Source organism: Klebsiella sp. BIGb0149, assembly GCF_004362605.1.
Classification (GTDB): Bacteria; Pseudomonadota; Gammaproteobacteria; order Enterobacterales; family Enterobacteriaceae; genus Klebsiella; species Klebsiella terrigena.
The window spans coordinates 197,267-220,826 of the sequence record NZ_SNYG01000001.1 but is presented as its reverse complement, the minus strand read 5'-3'; the positions used below and the strand labels follow the sequence as shown (position 1 = coordinate 220,826).

22 protein-coding genes are annotated in these 23,560 nt (G+C 60.1%); 17 read left to right on the top strand and 5 right to left on the bottom strand.

Annotated features, from left to right (window positions below; translation table 11 throughout):
- Positions 1 to 24: 24 nt before the first annotated feature.
- Both ybbP and ybbA read right to left on the bottom strand, forming a co-directional pair.
- The gene (gene ybbP, locus EDF75_RS01060) at positions 25 to 2,439 is read right to left on the bottom strand and encodes a putative ABC transporter permease subunit YbbP (protein ID WP_133596506.1); all 2,415 of its coding nucleotides are present in this window, start codon (positions 2,437 to 2,439) and stop codon (positions 25 to 27) included.
- Positions 2,436 to 3,122: a putative ABC transporter ATP-binding protein YbbA gene (gene ybbA, locus EDF75_RS01055; protein WP_041144387.1), complete on the bottom strand. Its 687-nt coding sequence runs from the start codon at positions 3,120 to 3,122 to the stop codon at positions 2,436 to 2,438. The genes ybbP and ybbA overlap by 4 nt, the downstream gene beginning before the upstream one ends.
- Here ybbA and tesA point away from each other — a divergent pair.
- From tesA to EDF75_RS01040, 3 genes are read left to right on the top strand one after another with little or no spacing between them, the layout of a single operon-like run.
- Positions 3,090 to 3,716, top strand: coding sequence for a multifunctional acyl-CoA thioesterase I/protease I/lysophospholipase L1 (gene tesA, locus EDF75_RS01050; protein WP_095094542.1), 627 nt, complete (start codon positions 3,090 to 3,092; stop codon positions 3,714 to 3,716). The two genes, ybbA and tesA, sit on opposite strands and share 33 nt — an antisense overlap.
- The gene (locus EDF75_RS01045) at positions 3,706 to 4,515 is read left to right on the top strand and encodes an SDR family oxidoreductase (protein ID WP_166646109.1); all 810 of its coding nucleotides are present in this window, start codon (positions 3,706 to 3,708) and stop codon (positions 4,513 to 4,515) included. Before tesA ends, EDF75_RS01045 begins: the two co-directional genes overlap by 11 nt.
- 58 nt (positions 4,516 to 4,573) lie before the next feature.
- Positions 4,574 to 5,428 (top strand): thioredoxin family protein, encoded by an 855-nt coding sequence (locus tag EDF75_RS01040; RefSeq protein WP_133596502.1) that lies wholly within the window; start codon positions 4,574 to 4,576, stop codon positions 5,426 to 5,428.
- A gap of 53 nt (positions 5,429 to 5,481) precedes the next feature.
- Here EDF75_RS01040 and fetB read toward each other — a convergent pair whose 3' ends face one another.
- Both fetB and fetA read right to left on the bottom strand, forming a co-directional pair.
- The gene (gene fetB, locus EDF75_RS01035) at positions 5,482 to 6,264 is read right to left on the bottom strand and encodes an iron efflux ABC transporter permease subunit FetB (RefSeq protein WP_133596501.1); all 783 of its coding nucleotides are present in this window, start codon (positions 6,262 to 6,264) and stop codon (positions 5,482 to 5,484) included.
- Entirely contained in the window at positions 6,251 to 6,928 is a 678-nt protein-coding gene (gene fetA / locus EDF75_RS01030) for an iron efflux ABC transporter ATP-binding subunit FetA (RefSeq protein WP_133596499.1), read from the bottom strand. Before fetA ends, fetB begins: the two co-directional genes overlap by 14 nt.
- 137 nt (positions 6,929 to 7,065) lie before the next feature.
- Here fetA and EDF75_RS01025 point away from each other — a divergent pair, with 137 nt between their 5' ends.
- Together EDF75_RS01025 and EDF75_RS01020 are read left to right on the top strand one after the other, a co-directional pair.
- Positions 7,066 to 7,983 (top strand): SPFH domain-containing protein, encoded by a 918-nt coding sequence (locus EDF75_RS01025; protein ID WP_045854276.1) that lies wholly within the window; start codon positions 7,066 to 7,068, stop codon positions 7,981 to 7,983.
- Complete coding sequence (locus tag EDF75_RS01020; RefSeq protein WP_133596498.1) at positions 7,980 to 8,444, top strand: NfeD family protein; 465 nt, start codon at positions 7,980 to 7,982, stop codon at positions 8,442 to 8,444. Before EDF75_RS01025 ends, EDF75_RS01020 begins: the two co-directional genes overlap by 4 nt.
- Here the strand turns inward: EDF75_RS01020 and cueR are convergent.
- A complete protein-coding gene (gene cueR, locus EDF75_RS01015; protein ID WP_041144379.1) occupies positions 8,441 to 8,851 on the bottom strand; it encodes a Cu(I)-responsive transcriptional regulator in 411 nt (136 codons plus the stop codon). The two genes, EDF75_RS01020 and cueR, sit on opposite strands and share 4 nt — an antisense overlap.
- Before the next feature lie 287 nt (positions 8,852 to 9,138).
- Between cueR and EDF75_RS01010 the strand changes: the two genes are divergently transcribed.
- The 12 genes from EDF75_RS01010 (at position 9,139) to copA (ending at position 23,498) form a co-directional block, all read left to right on the top strand.
- Complete coding sequence (locus EDF75_RS01010) at positions 9,139 to 11,271, top strand: TonB-dependent receptor plug domain-containing protein (protein WP_133596496.1); 2,133 nt, start codon at positions 9,139 to 9,141, stop codon at positions 11,269 to 11,271.
- Positions 11,272 to 11,273: 2 nt separating this feature from the next.
- Positions 11,274 to 12,095: a heme/hemin ABC transporter substrate-binding protein gene (locus tag EDF75_RS01005; protein ID WP_133597957.1), complete on the top strand. Its 822-nt coding sequence runs from the start codon at positions 11,274 to 11,276 to the stop codon at positions 12,093 to 12,095.
- 20 nt (positions 12,096 to 12,115) lie between these two features.
- Positions 12,116 to 13,453: a heme anaerobic degradation radical SAM methyltransferase ChuW/HutW gene (hutW, locus tag EDF75_RS01000; RefSeq protein WP_133596494.1), complete on the top strand. Its 1,338-nt coding sequence runs from the start codon at positions 12,116 to 12,118 to the stop codon at positions 13,451 to 13,453.
- 12 nt (positions 13,454 to 13,465) lie between these two features.
- A complete protein-coding gene (hutX, locus tag EDF75_RS00995) occupies positions 13,466 to 13,960 on the top strand; it encodes a heme utilization cystosolic carrier protein HutX (protein ID WP_133596492.1) in 495 nt (164 codons plus the stop codon).
- A complete protein-coding gene (gene chuY / locus EDF75_RS00990; RefSeq protein WP_133596490.1) occupies positions 13,960 to 14,583 on the top strand; it encodes an anaerobilin reductase in 624 nt (207 codons plus the stop codon). The genes hutX and chuY overlap by 1 nt, the downstream gene beginning before the upstream one ends.
- 51 nt (positions 14,584 to 14,634) lie before the next feature.
- Complete coding sequence (locus EDF75_RS00985; RefSeq protein ID WP_208113305.1) at positions 14,635 to 15,627, top strand: FecCD family ABC transporter permease; 993 nt, start codon at positions 14,635 to 14,637, stop codon at positions 15,625 to 15,627.
- The gene (locus EDF75_RS00980) at positions 15,624 to 16,394 is read left to right on the top strand and encodes a heme ABC transporter ATP-binding protein (RefSeq protein ID WP_133596487.1); all 771 of its coding nucleotides are present in this window, start codon (positions 15,624 to 15,626) and stop codon (positions 16,392 to 16,394) included. Before EDF75_RS00985 ends, EDF75_RS00980 begins: the two co-directional genes overlap by 4 nt.
- Before the next feature lie 206 nt (positions 16,395 to 16,600).
- Complete coding sequence (locus tag EDF75_RS00975; protein ID WP_133596485.1) at positions 16,601 to 17,995, top strand: MFS transporter; 1,395 nt, start codon at positions 16,601 to 16,603, stop codon at positions 17,993 to 17,995.
- Positions 17,996 to 18,101: 106 nt separating this feature from the next.
- Positions 18,102 to 19,157, top strand: a complete 1,056-nt coding sequence (locus EDF75_RS00970) for a LacI family DNA-binding transcriptional regulator (RefSeq protein ID WP_133596483.1) — start codon at positions 18,102 to 18,104, stop codon at positions 19,155 to 19,157.
- Positions 19,147 to 20,124, top strand: coding sequence for a nucleoside hydrolase (locus EDF75_RS00965; protein ID WP_133597955.1), 978 nt, complete (start codon positions 19,147 to 19,149; stop codon positions 20,122 to 20,124). Before EDF75_RS00970 ends, EDF75_RS00965 begins: the two co-directional genes overlap by 11 nt.
- A 63-nt stretch (positions 20,125 to 20,187) precedes the next feature.
- The gene (locus EDF75_RS00960; protein ID WP_133596481.1) at positions 20,188 to 20,901 is read left to right on the top strand and encodes an MgtC/SapB family protein; all 714 of its coding nucleotides are present in this window, start codon (positions 20,188 to 20,190) and stop codon (positions 20,899 to 20,901) included.
- 95 nt (positions 20,902 to 20,996) lie between these two features.
- Entirely contained in the window at positions 20,997 to 23,498 is a 2,502-nt protein-coding gene (gene copA, locus EDF75_RS00955) for a copper-exporting P-type ATPase CopA (RefSeq protein ID WP_133596479.1), read from the top strand.
- Positions 23,499 to 23,560 lie beyond the last annotated feature (62 nt).

Here is a 23,560-nt window from a genome sequence, read left to right as displayed (position 1 = left end):
CCTGCAGACGATCCGCCCGCTGAATTACTGGCTAAACAGGCGGAACAGCGCCTTGCCTTTTAACAAACGCAGCCCCAGCCAGCCGCCGCACAGGGAGAGCAGCAGCGCCCCGCAGAGCGGCAGCATCACCCACAGCCGCCAGTCCGGCGACCACGGGAAATCAAAGACTTTGGTTTGCAGCATCGCCAGCGCCACCTCAGCCCCTATCGCCGCCACAATCCCGGAAACCACGCCCAGCAGGGCAAACTCCGCCCATAGCGTGGTGCGCAGCAGCGACTTTCCGGCCCCCAGCGTGCGCCAGACCACCAGCTCCTGATAGCGCTGGCGCATCCCGACCTGAACCTGCGCCAGCAGCAGTAAAATACCGCAGGCGGTCACCAGCACCACCATCACTTCCAGCGCGCGGCTGACCTGCGTCAGTACCTGACCCACCTGACGCAGAATGGCGCCGATATCCAGCAGGCTGACGGTCGGGAATTCGCGGTTCAGCTGCGTCAACATGCCGCTGCCGTTATCCCAGCGGAAGCTAGTCAGCCAGCTCTGCGGCTGTCCGTCGAGCGCGTTCGGCGGGAAGATAAAGAAGAAGTTAGGCCGCAGGCTCTCCCAGTCAACTTTGCGCACGCTGGTCACCTTAGCGCTGAAGTCCTGGGTATCGCCGGTGAAGGTGACGCTATCGCCGAGCTTAACCCCCAGCCGCTGCGCCAGCCCCTCTTCGATCGACACCTCACCGGCTTTTGGCGGCCAGCTGCCGGCCACCAGCGGATTATGATCCGGCCGGTCGTTGCTCCAGGTCAGGTTGAGCTCGCGATTCAGCGCTTCGTCCTTATTGCCCTCCGTCGTCTGGCCGTTAATCTGCGTCAGACGCGCGCGGACGATCGGGTAGAACTCCGTCGCCGCCGTCTGGTGCCCGGCAAGAAAAGCTTTGACCGGCGCGACCTGATCCGGGGCAATATTAATCAGGAAGTAGTTGGGGCTTTCCGGCGGCAGCTGCTGCTGCCAGCGATCCAGCAGATCGCCGCGCAGCACCAGCAGCAGAGCGAGCAGCATAAACGACAGCGAAAACGCCGCCAGCTGGCTGAGCGTCGACCACGGCTGGCGCAGCAGCCGGTTGACCGCCAGGCGCAGCGGCAGCGCCTTCAGCGTCACGCGCTTCAGCAGCCACAGCAGCCCCCATCCCAGCAGGCCGCACAGCAGCGCCAGCACCACCGCGCCGGCCAGTACCGCCCACAGCAGCGGGCTGCCGCCCATCAGCCACGCCAGCAGGATAACCACCACCGCGCAGACCAGCGGAATATAGACCTTCAGCGGCCAGACGTTAGCCACCACGTCCTGACGCAGCACCCGCAGCGGCAGCGTCGCCAGCAGCAGCCGATAGGGACGCAGGCCCACCAGCAGCGAAATCACCACCATCGCGCCAATCGCCCACAGCCACGGCCAGAGGCTGGCGGCCGGCAGCGCGCCCGGGAGAACCGGTTTCAGCATCACCAGCAGGACTTTCTCCAGCCCCATCCCCATCGCGCCGCCGGCAATGACCGCCAGCGCCAGCAGCAGCAGCCACTGCCCGACGATCAGCTTGCGCAGCTGCGCCCGCCCGGCGCCCAGGGTTTTAAGGATCGCCACCAGATCGTAACGGCTGCGGCAGTAGTGGCTCATGGCCACCGCTACCGCCGCCACCGCCAGCAGGAGGGTGAGCAGCGCCGAGAGCAGCAGGAACTGCTGCGAGCGTTCGAGCGATTTACCCAGCGCGCTGTCATCCTGCTGCAGGCCAATCCAGCGGTGTTCCGTCCCCAGCTTTGGCAGCAGCCACCGCTCATATTCCGCCAGCTGCGGCGCGGTTCCGGCAAACTTATAGCGCCAGGAGACGCGGCTGCCGGGCTGCACCGCCCCGGTCTTTGCCACATCGGCGGTATTCATCATCAGCCGCGGCGCCATCTGGAAAGGATTGAACCCGGCGTCCGGCTCCTGAATCACCTCCCCGGCAATGCGCAGCGTGGCGTCGCCGACGTCGATGGTATCGCCGGTTTTTAAATTCAGCAGCGCCATTAATCGCGGGGCCAGCAGCACGCTGCCCGCCTGCGGTTTTAAGCCCGGCGGCTGGGTTTCCAGCAGCCCGTAAAGAGGATAGGTATCATCAACCGCCTTGACGTCGGCCAGCTGCGGCGTATCGCCAGCGAAGGTCATGGTGGCGAAGCTGAGCTGTTCGCCAACCGTTAACCCCAGCCGGCGCGCCTGCGCGAGCCAGTCGGCGGGCACCTCGCGCGAGCTGCGCAGCGTCCTGTCTCCGGCCATAAACTCACGGCTCTGCTGGCTGAGCCCCTTTTCCATGCGATCGCTTATCGACCCCAGCGCCAGCACGCAGGCCACCGCCAGGCTCAGCGCCAGCCAGACGATCAGCAGCGACGGCGATCGCCATTCGCGCCAGAACCAGCGGGCAATCATGCTTCCTCCCGCAGCTGACCATCAACCAGCCGCAGCCGCCGGTCGCAGCGCGCCGCCAGCAGCGGATCGTGCGTCACCAGGATCAGCGTCGTCCCGTGTTCGCGATTGAGCGAGAACAGCAGGTCGGCAATTTTATCCCCGGTCTGCCGATCGAGGTTGCCGGTCGGCTCATCGGCAAACAGCAGCTCCGGACGCCCGTTGAAGGCGCGGGCCAGCGCCACCCGCTGCTGCTCGCCGCCGGAAAGCTGCGCCGGCAGATGGTTCAGGCGCTTGCCCAGCCCCAGCTGCTCCAGCAGCGCCCTGGCGCTGCCCCGGCTCTGGCTGTCGCTCTCGCCGCGCAGCAGCGCCGGAAGCTCGACGTTCTCCAGCGCGTTGAGGGTCGGGATTAGCATAAAGGACTGAAAGACAAAGCCGATGTGCTTCGCGCGCAGCTGCGCCCTCGCCTCTTCGTCCATGCGGTGCAGCGGCTGCCCGAGCAGAGAGACCTCCCCGCCGCTGCCGTCGTCCAGCCCGGCAAGGATCGCCAGCAGCGTGGATTTGCCGGAACCCGACTCGCCAATCAGGGCGATGGTCTGCGCCGGTTTGACAACCAGCTCAACTCCGGTGAGGATGGAAAGCTGATGCTCTCCCTGACCGACGGACTTCTTAAGATGATGAACTTCAAGTATGTTTTCCGCTGGCATTTGCCTTTCCTGTTTCTGGTCCTGTTTACCTGCCGCGCGATGGCGGCGGACACGCTGTTAGTTCTCGGCGACAGTCTGAGCGCCGGCTATCGAATGGCGGCCAACGCCGCGTGGCCTGCGCTACTTAACGATAAGTGGCAGGCAAAAACGCCGGTAGTTAACGCCAGCATCAGCGGCGACACGTCGCAGCAGGGGCTGGCGCGTCTGCCGGCGCTGCTTAAACAGCATCAGCCGCGCTGGGTGCTGGTCGAACTGGGCGGCAACGACGGGCTGCGCGGCTTCCCGCCGCAGCAAACGGAGCAGACGCTGCGCACCGTTTTGCAGGATATCAAAGCGGCGAATGCCCAGCCGCTGCTGATGCAAATTCGCCTGCCCGCCAACTACGGCCGTCGTTATAATGAAGCCTTTAGCGCAATGTATCCCGCACTGGCCAAAGAGTTTGATATTCCTCTGTTACCCTTTTTTATGGAAGAGGTCTACCTGAAGCCGCAGTGGATGCAGGATGATGGAATCCACCCCAACCGCGACGCCCAGCCGTTTATTGCCGACTGGATGGCGACGCGGCTGGCTCCCTTAGTTAATCATGACTCCTGATCCTCAGGGGTTGTTTGCAGGTAAAGTTATGCAAAAAACGGTTTTAGTTACAGGATGTTCCAGCGGTATTGGCCTTGAAAGCGCGCTCGATCTGCAACGTCAGGGCTTTAACGTTCTGGCGGCCTGCCGCAAGGCTGACGACGTTGCGCGGATGCAGGAACTCGGACTGACCGGTATTTTGCTGGATCTCGACGATCCGCTGAGCGTGGAGCGCGCGGCGGCAGAGGTTATCGCCCTGACCGATAACCGCCTGTACGGCCTGTTTAATAACGCCGGCTACGGCGTGTATGGCCCGCTTATCACCATCAGCCGCCGGCAGATGGAGCAGCAGTTTGGCGCCAACTTTTTTGGCGCCCATCAGCTCACCATGCTGCTGCTTCCGGCGATGGAGCCACACGGAGAGGGCCGCATCGTGATGACCTCCTCGGTGATGGGGATCATCTCCAGCCCCGGGCGCGGCGCCTATGCCGCCAGCAAATATGCGCTGGAGGCCTGGTCCGACGCCCTGCGTATGGAGCTGCGCTATAGCGGCATTAAGGTCAGCCTGATTGAGCCGGGGCCGATTCGCACCCGCTTTACGACCAACGTCAACCAAACCCAGAGCGATAAACCGGTGGAAAACCCCGGTATCGCCGCGCGCTTTACCCTCGGGCCGGAGGCGGTGGTGGAAAAAGTGCGCCATGCTTTCGTTAGCGAGAAACCGAAGCTGCGCTATCCGGTGACCCTGGTCACGCACGCGGTGGCCCTGCTCAAACGCCTGTTGCCCACACGGATGATGGACAAAATTATCCAGGGCTGAGTTGAAGCGTCGGCCGTCGCCCCCATGTATACAAAAAATTGATTAAAGAGATGCGCTTATGTCAGTACAGAATATTATCAACATTACCGAAGCTAACCTGCACCAGACGCTGGAACAATCCGTTACCGCACCGGTGCTGTTTTATTTCTGGTCCGCGCGCAGCCAGCACTGCGAGCAGCTGACGCCGGTTCTGGAAAACCTGGCGGCGCAGTACAACGGTCAGTTTATCCTGGCGAAGGTGGACTGCGATGCCGAGCAGATGCTGGCTTCACAGTTCGGCCTGCGCTCGATCCCAACGGTTTATCTGTTCCAGAACGGTCAGCCGGTGGACGGCTTTGAAGGCCCGCAGCCTGAGTCCGCCGTGCGCGCGCTGCTTGATAAGGTGCTGCCGCGCGAAGAAGAGCTAAAGGCCCAGCAGGCGCTGGCGCTGATGCAGGAAGAGAAGTACGCCGAAGCCCTGCCGCTGCTGAAAGAGGCGTGGCAGCTCTCCGCTCAGGAGAGCCAGATTGGCCTGCTGCTGGCGGAAACCCTGATCGCCCTGCAGCGCTCCGACGAGGCCGAAGCGGTGCTGAAAACCGTTCCGCTGCAGGATCAGGATACCCGTTTCCAGGGGCTGGTGGCGCAGATTGAGCTGCTCAAGCAGGCGGCCGATACCCCGGAAATCCAGCTGCTCCAGCAGCAGGTTGAGCAAAACCCGCAGGACGCGGCGCTGGCGGCCCAGCTGGCCCTGCAGCTGCATCAGGTTGGCCGCAACGAAGAGGCGCTGGCGCTGCTGTTCAGCCATCTGCAGAAAGATTTAGACGCCGGCGATGGCCAGGTGCGCAAGATGCTGCAGGAAATTCTGGCCGCCCTCGGCACCGGCGACGCGCTGGCCGCCAAATATCGCCGTCAGCTCTACTCTCTGCTGTACTGATCGTTACGCCACAAAACCCTCCCCGGCGGCGCTGCGCCGACCGGGGAACGCGGCTAGTCGTTCTTTTTCAGCTGCGTCACCACCAGCTGGTGGCGCGGGTTAAAGAATTTCCGGTAGGTCAGATAGCCGGCGATGATGGTTGACAGGCTGGCGGTCGATAGCAGCATAAACGTGACCATTATCTGATATTTAATCGCTTTCACCGGATCTATCCCGGCAAAAATCAGCCCCGACATCATCCCCGGCAGGCTCACCAGCCCCACCGTTTTCGCCGAATCAATGGTCGGAATAAGCGCGGCGCGAATGCTCTCGCGAATCAATCCGGCAGAGGCCATTTTTGGCGTCGCGCCGAGGCTCAGCTTCTCCTGGATCTGCTGCTGCTCGCTGCTGAAGCGCTGGCCCATATTGTTGTAGCACAGCCCCACCGCCACCATCGCGTTGCCGGCGATCATGCCGGCGATCGGGATCACCTGCATCGGCACGAAAGAGATCGACCCGGAGAAGACCAGCACCGCCAGGGTAAGCCCCGCGCCGGTGGTAATGGCGATAAAGGATGAGAGGAAGGCCTTATCGATATATTTGCTGCGCTTTTGCGCATTCCACGCGGCGTTAAAACAGATAAACAGCACCATAAGCAGCGTCAGCAGGGCGTGATTGACGTTGAAGATATATTTCAGCACGTAGCCGACGATAATCAGCTGCACCACCGCCCGGCAAATGCTCCAGACGATATCTTTCTCCAGCGCCAGCTTTTCGCGATAGCTCACCACGATGGCCACCAGCACCAGCACCATCGACAGGGCCAGCGATTCGTTAGTGATATTATGCCCGTTCATTGATGAACTCCTGCCCCTCTGCGCTCGCCGGCTGCAGCGTAATCACCTCATCAGCGTGGTCGATTTCACTCCGGTCATGCGTCACCCACAGCACCGCAATATTCTTTTCCGTCGTATAGCGATGAATAATATCGTTGACGTTGCGCTTATTGCTCTCATCCAGGGCGCTGGTAATTTCATCGAGCAGCAGCACCTGCGGCAAAAACTGTAAATTGCGGATCAGCGAAACGCGCTGCTTTTCTCCGCCGGAGAGTTCGTTGATCGATTTGCCCAGCGTATTTTCCGCCAGCCCGAAGCGGCGTAAATCGGCAATTAGCGCCTGCGGGTCCGGCTGCTGATTGCGAATTTGCCACGGGAAGATCAGGTTGTCATAAACCGAATCGCCGAACAGCGCCGGGGTTTGCGCGCAGTACGAGACCTGCTGGCGGTAGGTTTCCGGCGACAGCGTATTGATATCCTTACCGGAATAAAAAACCTGCCCGCTGGTCGGGCTGAGCAGCGAGGCGATAATTTTTAGCAACGTACTTTTACCGCAGCCGGAGGGCCCGGTAATTAGCTTAAATTCCCCGGCGCCCAGCTCGAGATTAATATTATGCAAAATGACCGACTTATCGATCTGAAAGCCAACGCCGTCAAGGCGCAAGATAGCGTTATTTTCCTTCATTATCGTTCCATATATTTCCCAAAACCCGACTAGTTTACTCCACTTTTCTTTCGCCAGGATGAGGAGAAAGATATACTCGATTTAAACATGCGTCATTTTGCTGACGCCTGGCAGGCAATTAAACAGGAGGTTTTTTGATGCTAATTTTTATCCCCGTTCTCATTTTCGTCGCCCTGGTTATCGTGATTGCCGGAGTGAAAATTGTCCCTCAGGGTTACCAGTGGACCGTTGAGCGCTTTGGCCGCTATACCATGACCCTCCAGCCAGGCCTGAGCCTGGTGGTGCCGTTTATGGACCGCATCGGGCGGAAAATTAATATGATGGAGCAGGTGCTGGATATCCCCTCGCAGGAGGTTATTTCGCGCGATAACGCCAACGTCACCATCGATGCGGTGTGCTTTATTCAGGTTATTGACGCGCCGAAAGCGGCCTATGAGGTCAGCAACCTCGAGCTGGCGATTATCAACCTGACGATGACCAACATCCGTACCGTGCTCGGCTCGATGGAGCTCGACGAAATGCTCTCCCAGCGCGACAGCATCAACACCCGCCTGCTGCATATCGTCGATGAGGCCACCAACCCGTGGGGGATCAAAATCACCCGCGTGGAAATTCGCGACGTGCGCCCGCCGGCGGAGCTTATCGCCTCGATGAACGCCCAGATGAAGGCCGAGCGTACCAAGCGCGCCTATATTCTGGAGGCCGAAGGGATACGTCAGGCAGAAATCCTCAAAGCCGAAGGCGAAAAGCAGTCGCAAATCCTCAAAGCCGAAGGCGAGCGCCAGTCGGCGTTCCTGCAGGCAGAAGCGCGTGAACGTTCGGCGGAAGCGGAGGCCCGCGCCACCCAAATGGTCTCTTCCGCTATCGCCTCCGGGGATATTCAGGCGATTAACTACTTCGTTGCGCAGAAATATACCGACGCGCTGCAGCAGATTGGCGCATCAAATAACAGCAAAGTTGTGCTGATGCCGCTCGACGCGACCAGCCTGATGGGCTCTATCGCCGGGATTAGCGAACTGCTTAAAGAAGGCGCCGGCGAACGGAAAAAACTATGATTGCGATGATACTGGTCCATCCGCACCTCTTCTGGCTGAGCCTCGGCGGGCTGCTGCTGGCGGCGGAGATGCTCGGCGGTAACGGCTATCTGCTGTGGAGCGGGGTTGCCGGCGTTATCACCGGCGCCCTGACCTGGCTACTGCCGCTGGGCTGGGAGTGGCAGGGCACGCTGTTTGCCGCGCTGACCCTGCTGGCGGCCTGGCTCTGGTCGCGCTGGCTGCGCGGCCAGGTGAAGCGGCAGAAGCCGGCAGACGCCCGGCTTAACCAGCGCGGGAATCAGCTGATCGGCCGCATCTTCTCCCTGGAGACGGCGCTGGTTAACGGCCGCGGCCACGTGCGCGTTGGCGATAGCTCATGGCCGGTGATCGCCGACGAGGACCTCCCGGCGGGCAGTAAGGTCGAGGTGCTGGCCGTTGAGGGCATCACGCTGCGGATCAGGCTCGCCCCTCCCCACCGCTAGCTCTGCGCCTTGCGATGGCAGCAGCCGGAGAGATTGTCGATAATCGGACAGTCCGCGCCGTCATCGCCGGGACAGGATTCCGCCAGCGCCAGCAGGTGGCTACGCATGCTCTGCAGCTCGCTGATATGGCGCTCAATATCAGCGACTTTATCCAGCGTTCTGCGCTTGACGTCGGCGCTATGCCGCGACGGATCGTTAAACAGGCCCACCAGCTCGCGGCACTCCTCCAGATTAAAACCAACCTGCCGCGCCTGGCGCAGCAGGGTCAGCTCGTCCAGATGCCGCTGGCTGTAGCTGCGGTAGCCGTTTTCACTGCGCAGCGGCGGCGTCACCAGCCCCTTCTCTTCGTAGAAGCGGATCGCTTTACTGGTTAAGCCGGTTTTTTTTGCCACATCGCTGATATTCATCGCCTCTGCACCTCATTGCTTCTCGCACAGCCCCTATTGTAGGACCATTCGCACAATAACCAACCCTGTGCGCGGGGAAAAAGATATAAGCCATATCTTTTATCAGGTTAACCGCGCCGGCGGTTTTTCATAACGTGATGAGTCTCGCAAAAAACTATTTACGCACCGGTAGAAATTGACCCATATCAAAGGTGCATTCCATTTACCTCTTAGCGTCTGGACGTGTCCTCCACAAACCAATATAAATGCGAATGATAGTAGTTATCATTATAATAAAGGTTACTCTAATGGTGAAAAGGACAAACCGGGGGAGCATGTTACTCTCCAGCCTGTCGCTGTTTGTTGCCGCCAACGTTTCTGCGGCAACCCCGACCAGCACAGCCAAAACGGCCGGCGACGAGACGCTGATCGTCACGGCCAATCGTACAGAATCAAGCCTCTGGGACAGCCCGGCGACCGTTCAGGTTATCGACCGGGAAACGCTCAACAACTCAACCAGCGTCTCTATCGCCGACGATCTGCAGGATATTCCCGGCGTTGAGGTGACCGACAACTCCCTGGCCGGGCGTAAGCAAATCCGCATCCGCGGCGAGGCCTCGTCGCGGGTGCTGATCTTGATTGACGGCCAGGTGGTCAGCTACCAGCGCGCCGGGCAAAACTACGGCGTCGGGCTGCTGATTGATGAGTCGGCGCTGGAGCGGATCGAAGTGGTAAAAGGCCCCTACTCGGTGCTTTACGGCTCGCAGGCCATCGGGGGCGTGGTTAACTTTATCACCAAAAAAGGCGGGGATAAGCCCCTCGCCGGGACGGTGAAGGCCGTTTATAACTCGGCGACCGCGGGCTGGGAAGAGTCCGCTGCGGCCTGGGGCAGCATCGGCCAGTTCGACTATCGCATCAACGGCAGCTACTCCGACCAGGGCAACCGCGATACGCCGGACGGCAGATTGCAGAACACCAACTTTCGCAACAACAGCCAGGGCGTCTGGCTTGGCTACAATCTCGACCGGCATAAATTCGGCCTGTCGCTTGACCGCTACAAAACCTCCACGCAAACCTGGTTTGACGATCCCGAGGGCCAATACGAAGACTTCAGCGTCCGGATCCCCAAGCTGGAACGCGAAAAAATCGGCGCGTTCTATGACTTCGACGCCGGCGGCGATTACCTGAAAAAAATCCACTTCGACGCCTACAGCCAGACCATCGAGCGTGAATTTGAAAACCGGATTAAGACCACCCAGCCGATCCCCAGCCCGATTATTCAGGCGCTGACGGTCAGCAACCAGACCAACACCAACGATAAGCAATATACCCAGGGCGTAACGCTGCAGGGCAACTTCTCCCTGCCGGCAAACAACGAGCTGGTTATCGGCACCCAGTATCAGCATGACAAGGTGAAGCAGGACACCCGCAGCAGCACGCGGCAGACGGCGGCCACCGGCGCCTTCGATATCCAGACCCTCACGCTGTCGCATATTGAGGCGGAGCAAAGCAATGCCTCGGTGTTTGCGCAAAACGACTGGCGCTTCGCCGATGACTGGACCTGGACCGTTGGCGCGCGCCAGTACTGGCTCTCCTCCGAACTTAACCGCAGCGACAGCCAGAGCGGCGCGGTCAGCCAGTCTACGGGCGGCAAGTCGGCCCATGACGATAAGCTGGTGACCTCAACCAGCCTGCGCTATTCCGGCTTTAAAGATATTGAGCTGCGCGCGGCGTACGCCCAGGGCTACGTCTTCCCGACGCTGACCCAGCTGTTTATGCAGACCTCGGCCGGCGGCGGCGTCACCTATGGCAATACCGGCCTGAAGGCGGAACATTCCAACAACTACGAGCTGGGCGCCCGTTACAAAGGCAATATGTGGCTGGTTGACGGGGCGATTTACTACTCCGAAGCCAAAGACTATATCGCCAGCCTCCCCTGCTCGGGTCAGGCGATATGCAGCGGCAACAGCACCTCTTCCCGCGGCGAATATTTCTATTACGACAATATCGATCGCGCCAAAACCTGGGGGATGGAGCTGACGGCAGAGTACAACGGCTGGGCCGTTTCGCCCTATCTGAGCGGCAACCTTATCCGCCGGCAGTATGAAGGCGAGACCGTTAAAACCTGGGATACCGGTGAACCCGCCCTGACGGGAAGAGCTGGCCTGAAGCATACGCTGCTGCTGAACAGCGCCAACGTCACCTCCGATCTCTTCGTGCGCGCCGCCTCCAGCGCCGACGATAAAACCGGCAGCAGGGAGATTCGCTATCCGGGCTGGGCAACGCTTAACCTCGCGTTCAATACCGAGTTTGGCCCGCAGGAGCAGTATCAGGTCAACCTGGCGCTCAACAACCTGACCAACAAACGCTATCAAACCGCCCATGAAACCATTCCGGCGGCCGGATTTAACGCAGCGGTCGGTTTTGCGTGGAACTTCTGATGATGAAAAAACTCTTGTTCGCCCTGCTGGCGCTTTGTGCCGCCGGCGCAGCCTGCGCCAGCGAACGTATCGTCGTGGCCGGCGGCTCGCTGAGCGAGCTGGTCTACGCGCTTGGCGCCGGAAATCAGGTGGTCGGCGTCGATGAAACCACCTCCTGGCCGCCGGAAACGGCCGGGCTGCCGCATATCGGCTACTGGAAGCAGCTCAGCAGCGAAGGCATTTTATCCCTCAGGCCGGACGTTTTTATCACCTGGCGGGATGCCGGGCCGCAGATCGTTCTGGACCAGCTGCGAACGCAGAAAGTGAGCGTCTTGACCCTGCCGCGCGTGCCGGCCACGGTTGAACAGATGTACGCCAACGTTCGCCAGCTGGCGAAGACGCTGCGGGTTCCCGAGCGAGGAGATGCGCTGGTAGGCCAGATTGAGCAGCGCCTGGAGCGCGTTCAGCGCAGCGCGGCGCAAAAGGCGCCGCTCAGGGCGATGTTTATTCTCTCCGCGGGCGGCAGCGCGCCGCAGGTGGCCGGTAAGGGCAGCGTTGCCGACGCCATTCTGACCCTCGCGGGCGCGCGGAACGTGGCTTCGCACGAGCAGTATAAAAGCTACAGCGCGGAATCGCTGATTGCGGCAAACCCGGAGGTCATTGTCGTGACCTCGCAAATGGTCGACGGCGATATTAACCGGCTGCGCGCCGTCGCCGGCATAACCCACACCGCCGCATGGAAAAATCAGCGCATTGTCACCATCGATCAGGCGCTGATCCTCGGAATGGGCCCGCGGGTGGCCGACGCGGTTGAGTCCCTGCACCGGCAGTTTTGGCCCCAATAACTGGATGTGATGTTGACGCTATGAAGACTAACAATGCCCTCGATCTCTCCGCGCACTTCGCGCTGGAGGGAAGCCAGCCCTTTAAAGATCGTCGGGCCACCATGCCGTGGCGCGGTGCGATCCCGGTGGCAAAAGAGCAGCTGGCGCAGACCTGGCAGGAGGTCATCAGCCGCAGCGCGCCGCCGCGTAAAAGGCTGCTGTACCTGCACATTCCCTTTTGCGCCACCCACTGCACTTTTTGCGGCTTTTATCAGAACCGCTATGAGGATGACCACTGCGCCCGCTATACCGATGCCCTGCTGCGCGAAATAGAAATGGAGGCCGATAGCGTCCTGCACCAGTCGGCGCCGATCCACGCGGTTTACTTCGGCGGCGGCACGCCCTCCGCGCTGGCGGCGCAGGACCTGGCGAGAATTATCACCGCGCTGCGGGAAAAGCTGCCCCTCGCGCCGGACTGCGAAATCACCATCGAAGGACGGGTGCTTAACTTCGATGACAACCGCATCGACGCCTGCCTTGACGCCGGCGCCAATCGCTTCTCCATCGGCATTCAGTCCTTCAACAGCAGGGTGCGCAAGAAAATGGCCCGCACCTCCGACGGCCCCACCGCCGCCGCCTTTATGCGGAGGCTGGTGCGGCGGGATCGCGCGGCCGTGGTGTGCGATCTGCTGTTCGGCCTCCCCGGTCAGGACGCAAAGCTGTGGGGGGAAGATCTCAGCATCGCCCGCGATATCGGGCTCGATGGCGTCGATCTCTACGCCCTTAATCTGCTGCCCAACACGCCGCTGGGTAAAGCCGTGGAAAACGGACGCACCGCCGTCCCCACTCCGGCAGAGCGGCGCGATCTCTATCTCCAGGGCTGCGATTTCATGGAGGATGCGGGCTGGCGCTGTATCAGCAACAGCCACTGGGCCCGCACAACCCGCGAACGCAACCTCTACAACCTGCTGATTAAACAGGGGGCCGACTGCCTGGCCCTGGGCTCCGGCGCGGGCGGCTCGGTCAACGGCTATTCGTGGATGGTGGAACGTAACCTGACAACCTGGCACGAAGCGATCGCCGCCGGGAAAAAGCCGCTGATGATGATGATGCGCGCCGCCGAGCGCGGCTTTCAGTGGCGGCATACGCTGCAGGCGGGGGTGGAAACCGCCCGCGTGCCGCTGGACGAGCTGACGCCGCGCGCCGGGGAGCTGGCCCCGCTGCTGGCCCAGTGGCATCAGGCGGGGCTCACCCGCGACGCCTCAACCTGTCTGCGCCTGACCAATGAAGGACGCTTCTGGGCCAGCAATATTTTGCAGTCTCTTGATGAGCTGATTCAACACCTTAACGCGCCGCGCATTGCGGTAGAGCAACCCTAACAGGAGTGATTTATGAGCCATGTTTCTTTAGCGGAATTTTTGCTAACCGAGCCGGACGGCACCCTGGAAGCGATCGCCGATCGTTACCAAACCTCCCTTCTGGAGGTGGTGCAAAACCTCCCCTCTCCGACTCTCGTGTCGAGTGAGAACTTTGACGCCGTCTGGGAAACCGTCAGCGAATGGGGCAAGGTCACCACGCTGGTCCATACCGCCGACGTCATCCTTGAGTTTACCGGCGAACTGCCTTCCGGATTCCACCGCCACGGCTATTTCAATCTGCGCGGCAAAAAGGGCATGACGGGCCATATCAAAGCGGAAAACTGCCACCATATCGCGCTGATTGAACGTAAATTTATGGGCATGGATACCGCGTCGATTCTCTTCTTTAACCAGGCCGGTAGCGCGATGTTCAAGATTTTCCTCGGCCGCGATGAGCATCGCCAGCTGCTCGCCGACCAGGTTAGCGCCTTCCGGGCCCTCGCCGCTTCCCTCAAGGAAACCGCCTGATGAGGCCGTGGTTAATCTTTGGCGCCGGCGGCAGCGGCACGGGCGCAAAGGTGCTTGAACTGGCGCTGGCGGAGCGGCGTCCGCTGCTGGCGGTGGTGCGCAATCCGCAATCCGCTGTCGCCCTTGAGGCGAAAGGCGTGCGGGTTTTCGCCGGCGACGCCTGCGATGCCGACGTGGTGGCTGACGCCTGTCATGCCGCCGGTGCGGATGCGCTGATCGTCTCCTCCATGGGCGGCGCCGAGGACTACCTGGCGCACAGGACCGTTATTGATGCGGCAGAGGCGGCGGGCATCGGGCAAATGATTCTGGTGACGTCGCTGGGCTGCGGCGATAGCTGGCCCTTTTTATCCCCGCGCGCCAAAGCCGCGTTCGGTCAGGCGGTGCGCGAAAAGACCCTGGCGGAAAGCTGGCTGCAAACCAGCGGCCTGGATTATGCCATCCTGCGCCCCGGCGGCCTGCTCAACGGCGAGGCGAGCGGTAAAGCGCAGCGCTTGCAGAACCAGGAGTGCCACGGTTTCGTGAGGCGCGCGGACGTTGCCGCGCATATTCACGAGCTGGCCGCCGCGCCGGCGCTCAACAATCAGATCTACAGCCTGATTGAGCCGGACCTGAAGCCGGCGTAATCCCCTCGCGGCTCGGCTCGTCCGCGCCGCAAAGACGTAATGGAGTTTTGCGTGCTCAAGGATTCACTCTCTTCCGTCGGCGTTCTGACGGGCCTTTCGCTGCTGCTGGTCGCGCTGGTGCTGGTTGGCGCCAGCCAGGGCGCGCTGAACATCAGCTTCAGCGCGCTGTTTGACGAAGAATACCGCGATATCTGGCTGAACATTCGCCTTCCCCGCGTTCTGCTGGCGGTCCTGGTGGGCAGCGCGCTGGCGACGGCTGGCGTCATTATGCAGGGCCTGTTTCGTAACCCAATGGCCGACCCCGGCCTGCTCGGCGTCAGCAGCGGCTCCGCGCTGATGGTGGGGGTGGCGATCGTTCTGCCTTTCTCATTTCCGGTGGTTTTGGCGCTGTACGAGCAGATGATTTTCGCCGTCGCCGGCAGTATGGCGGTCTGCGTGGTGATTTTTCTCATCAGCCGGCGCCACGCTCACGGCGGCATGATGCAGCTCCTGTTAGCCGGGATCGCCATCAACGCGCTGTGCGGAGCGGCGATAGGCGTGCTGAGCTACATCGGCGACGAGCAGCAGCTGCGCCAGCTCACGCTGTGGATGATGGGCAATCTTGGCCAGGCGCAGTGGCCTACGCTGCTGGTCGCCGGCTCGTTTATTCTGCCGGCTATTGTCACCACGCTGTTTCTTGCCGGGACGCTCAACCTGCTGCAGCTGGGTGACGAAGAGGCGCACTATCTCGGCGTTAACGTTAGCCGTAAGCGTCAGCAGCTGCTGCTGCTCAGCTCGCTGCTGGTAGGCGCGGCGGTGTCGGTGAGCGGCGTTATCGGCTTTATTGGTCTGGTTGTCCCGCACCTGATCCGCATGACCACCGGGGCCGATCATCGCTGGCTTATCCCCTGCTCGACCCTGGCCGGCGCCTGCCTGCTGCTGGTGGCCGATACCCTCGCCCGCACGCTGGTGCAGCCGGCGGAAATGCCCGTCGGCCTGCTGACCAGCTTGATCGGCGGTCCCTATTTTCTGTGGCTGATCCTGCGCGGCCGGAGGTCAGCATGATTCTGGCCGAAAATCTGGTTTATACCCTGCAGGGACGTCGCCTGACCGATAATGTCTCCCTGGCGCTGCCCGGCGGGGAGATCGTCGCCATTCTGGGTCCGAACGGCGCCGGGAAATCCACGCTGCTGCGCCAGCTCACGGGCTATCTGCGGCCGCACGGCGGGCGATGTTCCCTGCTGGGTACGCCGCTGGAGGCGTGGTCGATAACCGAGCTGGCGAAGACCCGCGCCGTGATGCGGCAGAACGGGCATATGGCGTTTCCGTTCAGCGTGCAGGAGGTGATCCGCATGGGAAGGCATCCCTGGCGGACGCGCGGCTCCCATGATGAAACGGATCGCATTATGGCGCTGTGCGACTGCCGCGAGCTGGCCGCCCGCGACTATCGACAGCTCTCCGGCGGCGAGCAGCAGCGGGTACAGCTGGCGCGTCTGCTGGTGCAGCTCTGGGAGCCGATCCCGTCGCCCAAATGGCTGTTTCTGGATGAGCCCACTTCCGCCCTCGATATTCACCACCAGCAGCATCTTTTCCGCCTGCTGCGCCGGCTGGTGCGCGAGCGGCAGTTCAACGTCTGCTGCGTCCTGCACGATCTTAATCTCGCCGCCCGCTATGCCGACCGCGTGGTGCTGATGGATAAGGGGCGCGTCGTCGATAGCGGCAGCCCGCAGGCGGTTATGCAGCAGCAGGCGCTAAAAGACCTCTACGGCGCGGATATCAGGGTTTTACACGATCCGGCGGACAACACGCCCTCGATCGTCCTCGATCGCTAATCCCCCCGGAGCGCCATTTCTGGCGCTCTATTTCTGTAACAATTGCCTGTTATAAGTGATCGCATTCGCAATTTTGATTTTTTAGGATTCAAATCTACGCGGGTAGATTTATTAATATGCGCTAAAAACATACTATCTACGCGAGTAGAACACGAAAAGTAAAAAAATCTGCGACCTTTGTCGACAGCTAACTTCAAGGAGTTCTTATGAACACGCTTTCATCCTCTGCCTCCCTGACCGATGACCAGCAGGCTGCCCAGGAGCGTCTGGAAACCCCCGAAGGGCGCCGCGAATTCTGGCGAGCAACCTTTTCCTGCTGGTTGGGTACCACGATGGAATATGCCGATTTTGCGCTGTACGGCCTTGCCGCCGGCATTATCTTCGGCGACGTATTTTTCCCGGAGGCCACGCCCGTGATGGCCCTACTCTCCAGCTTTGCCGCCTACTCAGTCGGCTTCATTGCGCGCCCGATCGGCGCGTTACTGTTCGGTTGGATTGGCGATCGCCACGGTCGCAAAATTGTTATGGTTATCACTATCGGCCTGATGGGATTTTCAACCATGTTGATTGGCTTAATCCCCAGCTACGCTCAAATTGGCGTATGGGCGCCGGTGTGTCTGGTGATCCTCCGATTTTCTCAGGGGCTGGGAGCAGGCGCTGAACTTTCAGGCGGTACCGTAATGCTCGGTGAATACGCCCCCGTGAAGCGCCGTGGCCTGGTTTCTTCTATCATCGCACTCGGCTCAAACAGTGGGACATTATTAGCCTCCCTGGTTTGGCTCATCGTATTACAAATGGATCAGGAGGATTTACTCAGCTGGGGATGGCGTATTCCTTTTCTGTGCAGCATCCTCATCGCCGCTACCGCGCTGCTAATTCGCCGCCATATGCGAGAAACCCCCGTTTTTGAACGGCAAAAAGCGCTTCTACAGGCCGAACGGGAGAAAGCTCTTCGTCAGGGGAAAGAGCTTAAGCAGCGCGATACCCGCAGCTTCTGGCGACGGACCCGAGCGTTCTGGACCATGGTTGGCCTGCGTATTGGCGAAAATGGGCCCTCCTATCTTGCCCAGGGGTTTATCATTGGCTATGTCGCTAAGGTTCTGATGGTTGATAAGTCTGTGCCGACTGTTGCGGTGTTTATCGCTTCTATTCTGGGATTCGCCATTATTCCCCTGGCGGGTTGGCTTTCCGATCGATTCGGCAGGCGCATCATTTATCGCTGGTTCTGCTTGCTACTGATCCTCTATGCATTTCCAGCATTTATGCTGCTGGACTCCCGTGAACCGTGGATTGTTATCCCGACCATCATTACCGGAATGGGGCTCGCTTCGCTGGGTATTTTTGGCGTACAGGCCGCATGGGGCGTGGAGCTTTTTGGCGTCACCAATCGTTATACTAAAATGGCGTTCGCTAAAGAGCTGGGATCGATTATGTCTGGCGGTACAGCGCCCCTTGTCGCCTCGGCGCTGCTCTCATTTTATGGTCACTGGTGGCCTATCGCCCTCTATTTCGCCCTCATGGCCACCATTGGCCTGGTAACCACCTTTTTCGCTCCGGAGACGCGTGGACGGGATCTTAACTTACCCGAGGATGCAATTTGACAAGCGAAGGGGTCGGATACGCGTGCTTTAGCAAAGCTTTTTGGCCCGCAACGCCTTATGCTGTCCGGAAAAGAAAGCGCTCTGAAATGAACCAGGTAGGTATCTTTTGACCCAATCACATTCACCACGCATCACGCGTGCCGATGTCGCCAAAGAAGCAGGAACGTCCGTCGCCGTTGTTAGCTACGTAATCAACAACGGCCCGCGCCCCGTCGCTGAGGCGACCCGGCAACGGGTGCTACAGGCGATTAAAAAAACGGGCTATCGACCGAACGGTATCGCTCGGGCCCTGGCTTCAGGGAGTACACAAACCTACGGTCTTATCGCTCCTGATATTTCTAACCCGTTTATTGCCTCAATGGCGCATGCTCTGCAGCGTGAGGCTTTTGCCGATGGCAAAGTACTGCTGCTGGGAGATGCTGGCGATAGCAGCGGGCGCGAGCGCGAACTCATTAATAATATGTTGCATCGCCAGGTCGATGGCCTGATTTATACCAGCGTAGACCGACATCCCTATATTGAGTTGATTCAGCAGAGCGGCACCCCCTGCGTAATGTTGGATAGTGTAGATGCCGGACTAAACGTCAGCGTTATCCAGGTGGATGAACAACTGGCAGCATGGCAGGTGACGAAACATCTACTCGATCACGGCTACCGCGACATCGGCATTATCTGCGGCCCGCGCGAAATGCTGAACACCCAGGATCGTATTCGTGGATGGCAGCGCGCGCTGGAGGAGTCATCGCTCCCCGTCAATCCATCATGGATTTTCTCAACTGACTATACCCGCGCCGGGGGATATGAAGCGACGCTGCGCATGCTGCAAGGCCAACCTCCGCGCGCGCTATTCGCAACCAATGAACAACAGGCGCTCGGATGCCTGCGCGCGCTGGCCGAACGCGGGCTACGCGTTCCTCAGGATGTGGCGATAGTCTGCTTTAACGCAACGCAAGAATCGGCTTATAACGTGCCTTCCTTAACGGCCGTCCGCCAGCCTGTCGATAAGATGGCCCGCGCCGCAATCGACATGCTAAAAAACTGGGATGGCGAAGTTCGCCGCCTTGAATTTGAGTTTTACTTACGAGTGGGAGAATCGTGTGGCTGCCAGGGACAAGAAATACACCCCGAAAAATGCTCATCAATCTCTACGCATGATTATTGACTGCGACCCCGGCAATGGCGTTCCGGGAGCCAATATCGATGATGGACTGGCACTGGCGCTGGCTATTGCCGCTCCGCAGATCGCTGTGGAGATGATCTCAATCGTTGCCGGTAATACGCCGGTTGACGTCGGCTATGCCGTGGCCAGCGACTTCGTTAGGCAGATAGGGATTTCCGTTCCCGTGCTGCAGGGCGCCGCCCGAGCGCTGAGAGAAGATCCTGGACCATGGCGCGAGAAACTCGATCGTGGCGTCGATCGTTTTGGCTTACGTCAATTATGGTCAGACGTCCCGCCCCCACCTCCTTGCCCGAGGGCGGAACCGCTGGCGCCGCAGGCAATCGGTAAGCTCATCTGCAGTAATCCGGGCGAGATCGTGCTGGTGGCGACGGGTCCGCTCACCAATGTCGCAATAGCGCTGCAGCTCTATCCGGAGATGGTTCATGCGGTTAAAAATATTGTAATAATGGGCGGGGTGTTTAACGTGACAGGCTATATAAAAGACACCAATTTTGGCCTCGATCCCGAGGCTGCTCACGCAGTGTTAACCAGCGGTGCTCCTGTCACCCTTGTCCCGATGGACGTCACCACGCAAACCCAGATGCTTCATGCCGATCTGGATCGTCTAACGACGGTGGGGAATACGCTTAGCCGCTATCTGGAGCAAACTATCCGCCCATGGATCGTTTACTCTATGCAGACCCGTAACCTGCCGGGATGTTGGATCCATGATGTTTTAACGGTGGCCTGGCTGCTCGATCCCTCTCTGTCCACGAAGACCGAAGAGCATCTTGATGTCGCACTTGAGGGGATCACTCGCGGCATGACCTGCCGCTACGGTCGAGACGCCTTACGCCTCGACGTGGGCATTCCTGAACCGCAGGGCAAAACGATACACATTCTCCAAAGCATCGATAACAGCCGACTTCTCTCACTGATTGAATACTATATCCATTCCTACAGCGCTTAGGATTACGGGCCGGGGAAGAGGCTGCACACTCGATGCGATGGTATTATTTTCCGGAGCAAGGAAATGAATACATTAGCGTTAATTTTATCCACCGACGGTGAGTCAATTTTCATTACGCTCTGCAAAGTTTGTCTCGCATTTATTCTCGGTGGGATCTTTGGTCTGGAAAGAGAGTCTCGAGGAAAACCCGTCGGATTTAAAACCTGCGTTATTATTGCCGTCGCCAGCTGCATCCTTACCATCGTCTCGATTCAATCCGCGGAATATTATGCTGAAATATCCATGAACATTCGTAGTGATCCTATGCGACTGGCTGCGCAAGTCATCAGCGGCGTCGGCTTTCTCGGTGCCGGGGTGATCCTCCATCGCCAGGATGACGCCATCTCCGGGCTAACGACGGCAGCAATTGTCTGGGCCTCCGCAGGGATAGGGATTACCAGCGGAGCCGGCTTTTATATACATGCTTTACTTGCTACCGGATTATCCCTGTTGGCGATTAAGCTCAGCTACTCTGTAATTTTTTTGCACAACAAAAATCCGTTACCTGGAAAAGTTAAGATGCGTATTATTGTTGATGAAAAAGCCGGCTTAAACAGCCTCACCAACAATATTAAGCAGCAAAAAAATATCATTGAAGCCATAACAATCCGCGATTTAAAAAATGGGAAAATAGAAGTCAGTCTTAAAGTGGCGCTCGCGAAGAGGATGACCTTACCCGAACTGTACAACCAGCTGGCGGCCATCGAGCATGTTTGCGCTATCGCGCTTGAGCACTGAAACCGACCCGACACAATAAACGCCTTGACCTTCCCCTTGCTGGAAGGTTTAACCTTTATCACCGTCAGCTCATCCACGTAATAAAGGAGTTTGTTATGTCACAAACCATCGACCTGACGCTCGATGGCCTCACCTGCGGCCACTGCGTCAAACGCGTAAAAGAGAGCCTGGAGCAGCGTCCTGACGTTGAGCTGGCGGAGGTCACCACGACCGAAGCCCACGTCACCGGTAGCGCCAGCGCTGAAGCGCTCATCGACACGATTCAGAAAGCCGGATACGGTGCGGAGCTCAGCCACCCAAAGGCTAAACCGCTGGCGGAATCAACACTCCCGTCGGAAGCACTGACAGCGGCCTCTCCTGCGCTTCCGGCAGCCCATGATAGCGATGACAGCCAACAGCTGCTGATCAACGGCATGAGCTGCGCCAGCTGCGTTTCCCGGGTCCAGAAGGCGCTTGCCGCGGTACCGGGCGTCGCGCAGGCGCGGGTAAACCTGGCGGAACGCACTGCGCTGGTCATGGGCAGCGCGTCCGCCGCAGAATTAGTGCAGGCGGTGGAGAAGGCAGGCTACGGTGCCGAGGCTATCGAAGATGACCTGGAGCGCCGCGAGCGCCAGCAGGAAACCGCCATCGCCACCATGAAACGCTTCCGCTGGCAGGCGATCGTCGCCCTGCTGGTGGGCGTTCCGGTGATGGTGTGGGGAATGTTCGGTGACAACATGATGGTCACCGACGACAACCGCTCGCTGTGGCTGGCTATCGGGCTTATCACCCTGGCGGTGATGGTCTTTGCCGGCGGCCACTTCTACCGCAGCGCCTGGAAAAGCCTGAGAAACGCCACCGCCACCATGGATACGCTGGTGGCGCTGGGCACCGGGGTCGCCTGGCTCTACTCGATGAGCGTCAACCTGTGGCCGCAGTGGTTCCCGATGGAAGCCCGCCACCTCTACTATGAAGCCAGCGCCATGATTATCGGCCTGATTAACCTCGGCCATATGCTGGAAGCCCGCGCCCGGCAGCGCTCTTCCCGGGCGCTGGAAAAGCTGCTCGATCTGACGCCACCGTCGGCACGCGTAGTCACGCCCGAGGGCGAAAAAAGCGTCCCCCTGGCCGACGTTATGCCCGGCATGACCCTGCGTCTGACCACCGGCGACCGGGTGCCGGTTGACGGCATCATCTCTCAGGGCGAGGCCTGGCTGGATGAAGCCATGCTGACCGGCGAACCGATCCCGCAGCAGAAAAGCGGCGGAGATCCCCTGCACGCCGGGACGGTTGTGCAGGACGGCAGCGTCCTGTTTACCGCCAGCGCCGTGGGGAGTCAGACCACGCTGGCGCGTATTATCCGCATGGTGCGCCAGGCGCAGAGCAGTAAGCCAGAAATCGGCCAGCTGGCGGACAAAATTTCCGCCGTCTTCGTCCCGACGGTGGTGGTCATTGCGCTGTTCAGCGCGGCAATCTGGTACTTCTTCGGCCCGGCGCCGCAAATCGTCTATACCCTGATCATCGCCACCACGGTGCTGATTATCGCCTGCCCCTGCGCGCTGGGCCTGGCTACGCCGATGTCGATTATTTCCGGCGTCGGGCGGGCGGCAGAGTACGGCGTGCTGGTGCGCGACGCCGATGCGCTGCAGCGCGCCAGCCAGCTGGATACCGTCGTATTCGATAAAACCGGGACCCTGACCGAAGGAAAGCCGCAGGTTGTGGCGGTGAAAACCTTTACAGCTATCGATAAGGCGGCCGCTTTACGCCTGGCCGCCGCGCTGGAACAGGGTTCCAGCCATCCTCTGGCGCGGGCGATCCTCGACAAAGCGGCGGAGAGCGCGCTGCCAACGGTCAGCAACTTCCGTACCCTGCGCGGGCTGGGGGTGAGCGGCGAGGCCGACGGCCATCGGCTCCTGCTCGGTAATCAGGCGCTGCTCAACGAGCAGAATATTACCACCGACGCGGCGGAGGGTGACCTCAACGCTCAGGCCGCGCAGGGCGCCACGCCGGTGCTGCTGGCGGTAGACGGCGAGGTTGCCGCGCTGATCGCCATTCGCGATCCGCTGCGCAGCGACAGCGTGGCGGCGCTGGCCCGCCTGCATCGCCAGGGCTACCGTCTGGTGATGCTCACCGGGGATAACCCGGTTACGGCCAACGCCATCGCCAAAGAGGCGGGTATCGATGAGGTGATTGCCGGCGTCCTGCCGGACGGTAAAGCCGATGCCATCAAGCGTCTGCAAAGCCAGGGCCACCAGGTCGCGATGGTCGGCGATGGCATTAACGACGCCCCGGCGCTGGCGCAGGCCGATGTCGGCATTGCGATGGGCGGCGGCAGCGACGTCGCCATTGAAACGGCGGCGATTACCCTGATGCGCCATAGCCTGAACGGCGTCGCCGACGCGCTGGCGATTGCAAAGGCCACGCTGCGTAATATGAAGCAAAACCTGCTGGGCGCCTTTGTCTATAACTCGCTGGGTATTCCGATTGCCGCCGGGATCCTCTGGCCGCTGACCGGCACGCTGCTCAACCCGGTGGTTGCCGGGGCGGCGATGGCGCTCTCTTCCATTACCGTGGTGAGCAACGCCAACCGGCTGCTGCGTTTTAAACCAAAAGAGTAGCCCCTCGCGCGAATCAGCACCGGATCCTTTCCCGGACAGCGGCACCACGCCCTGTCCGGGCT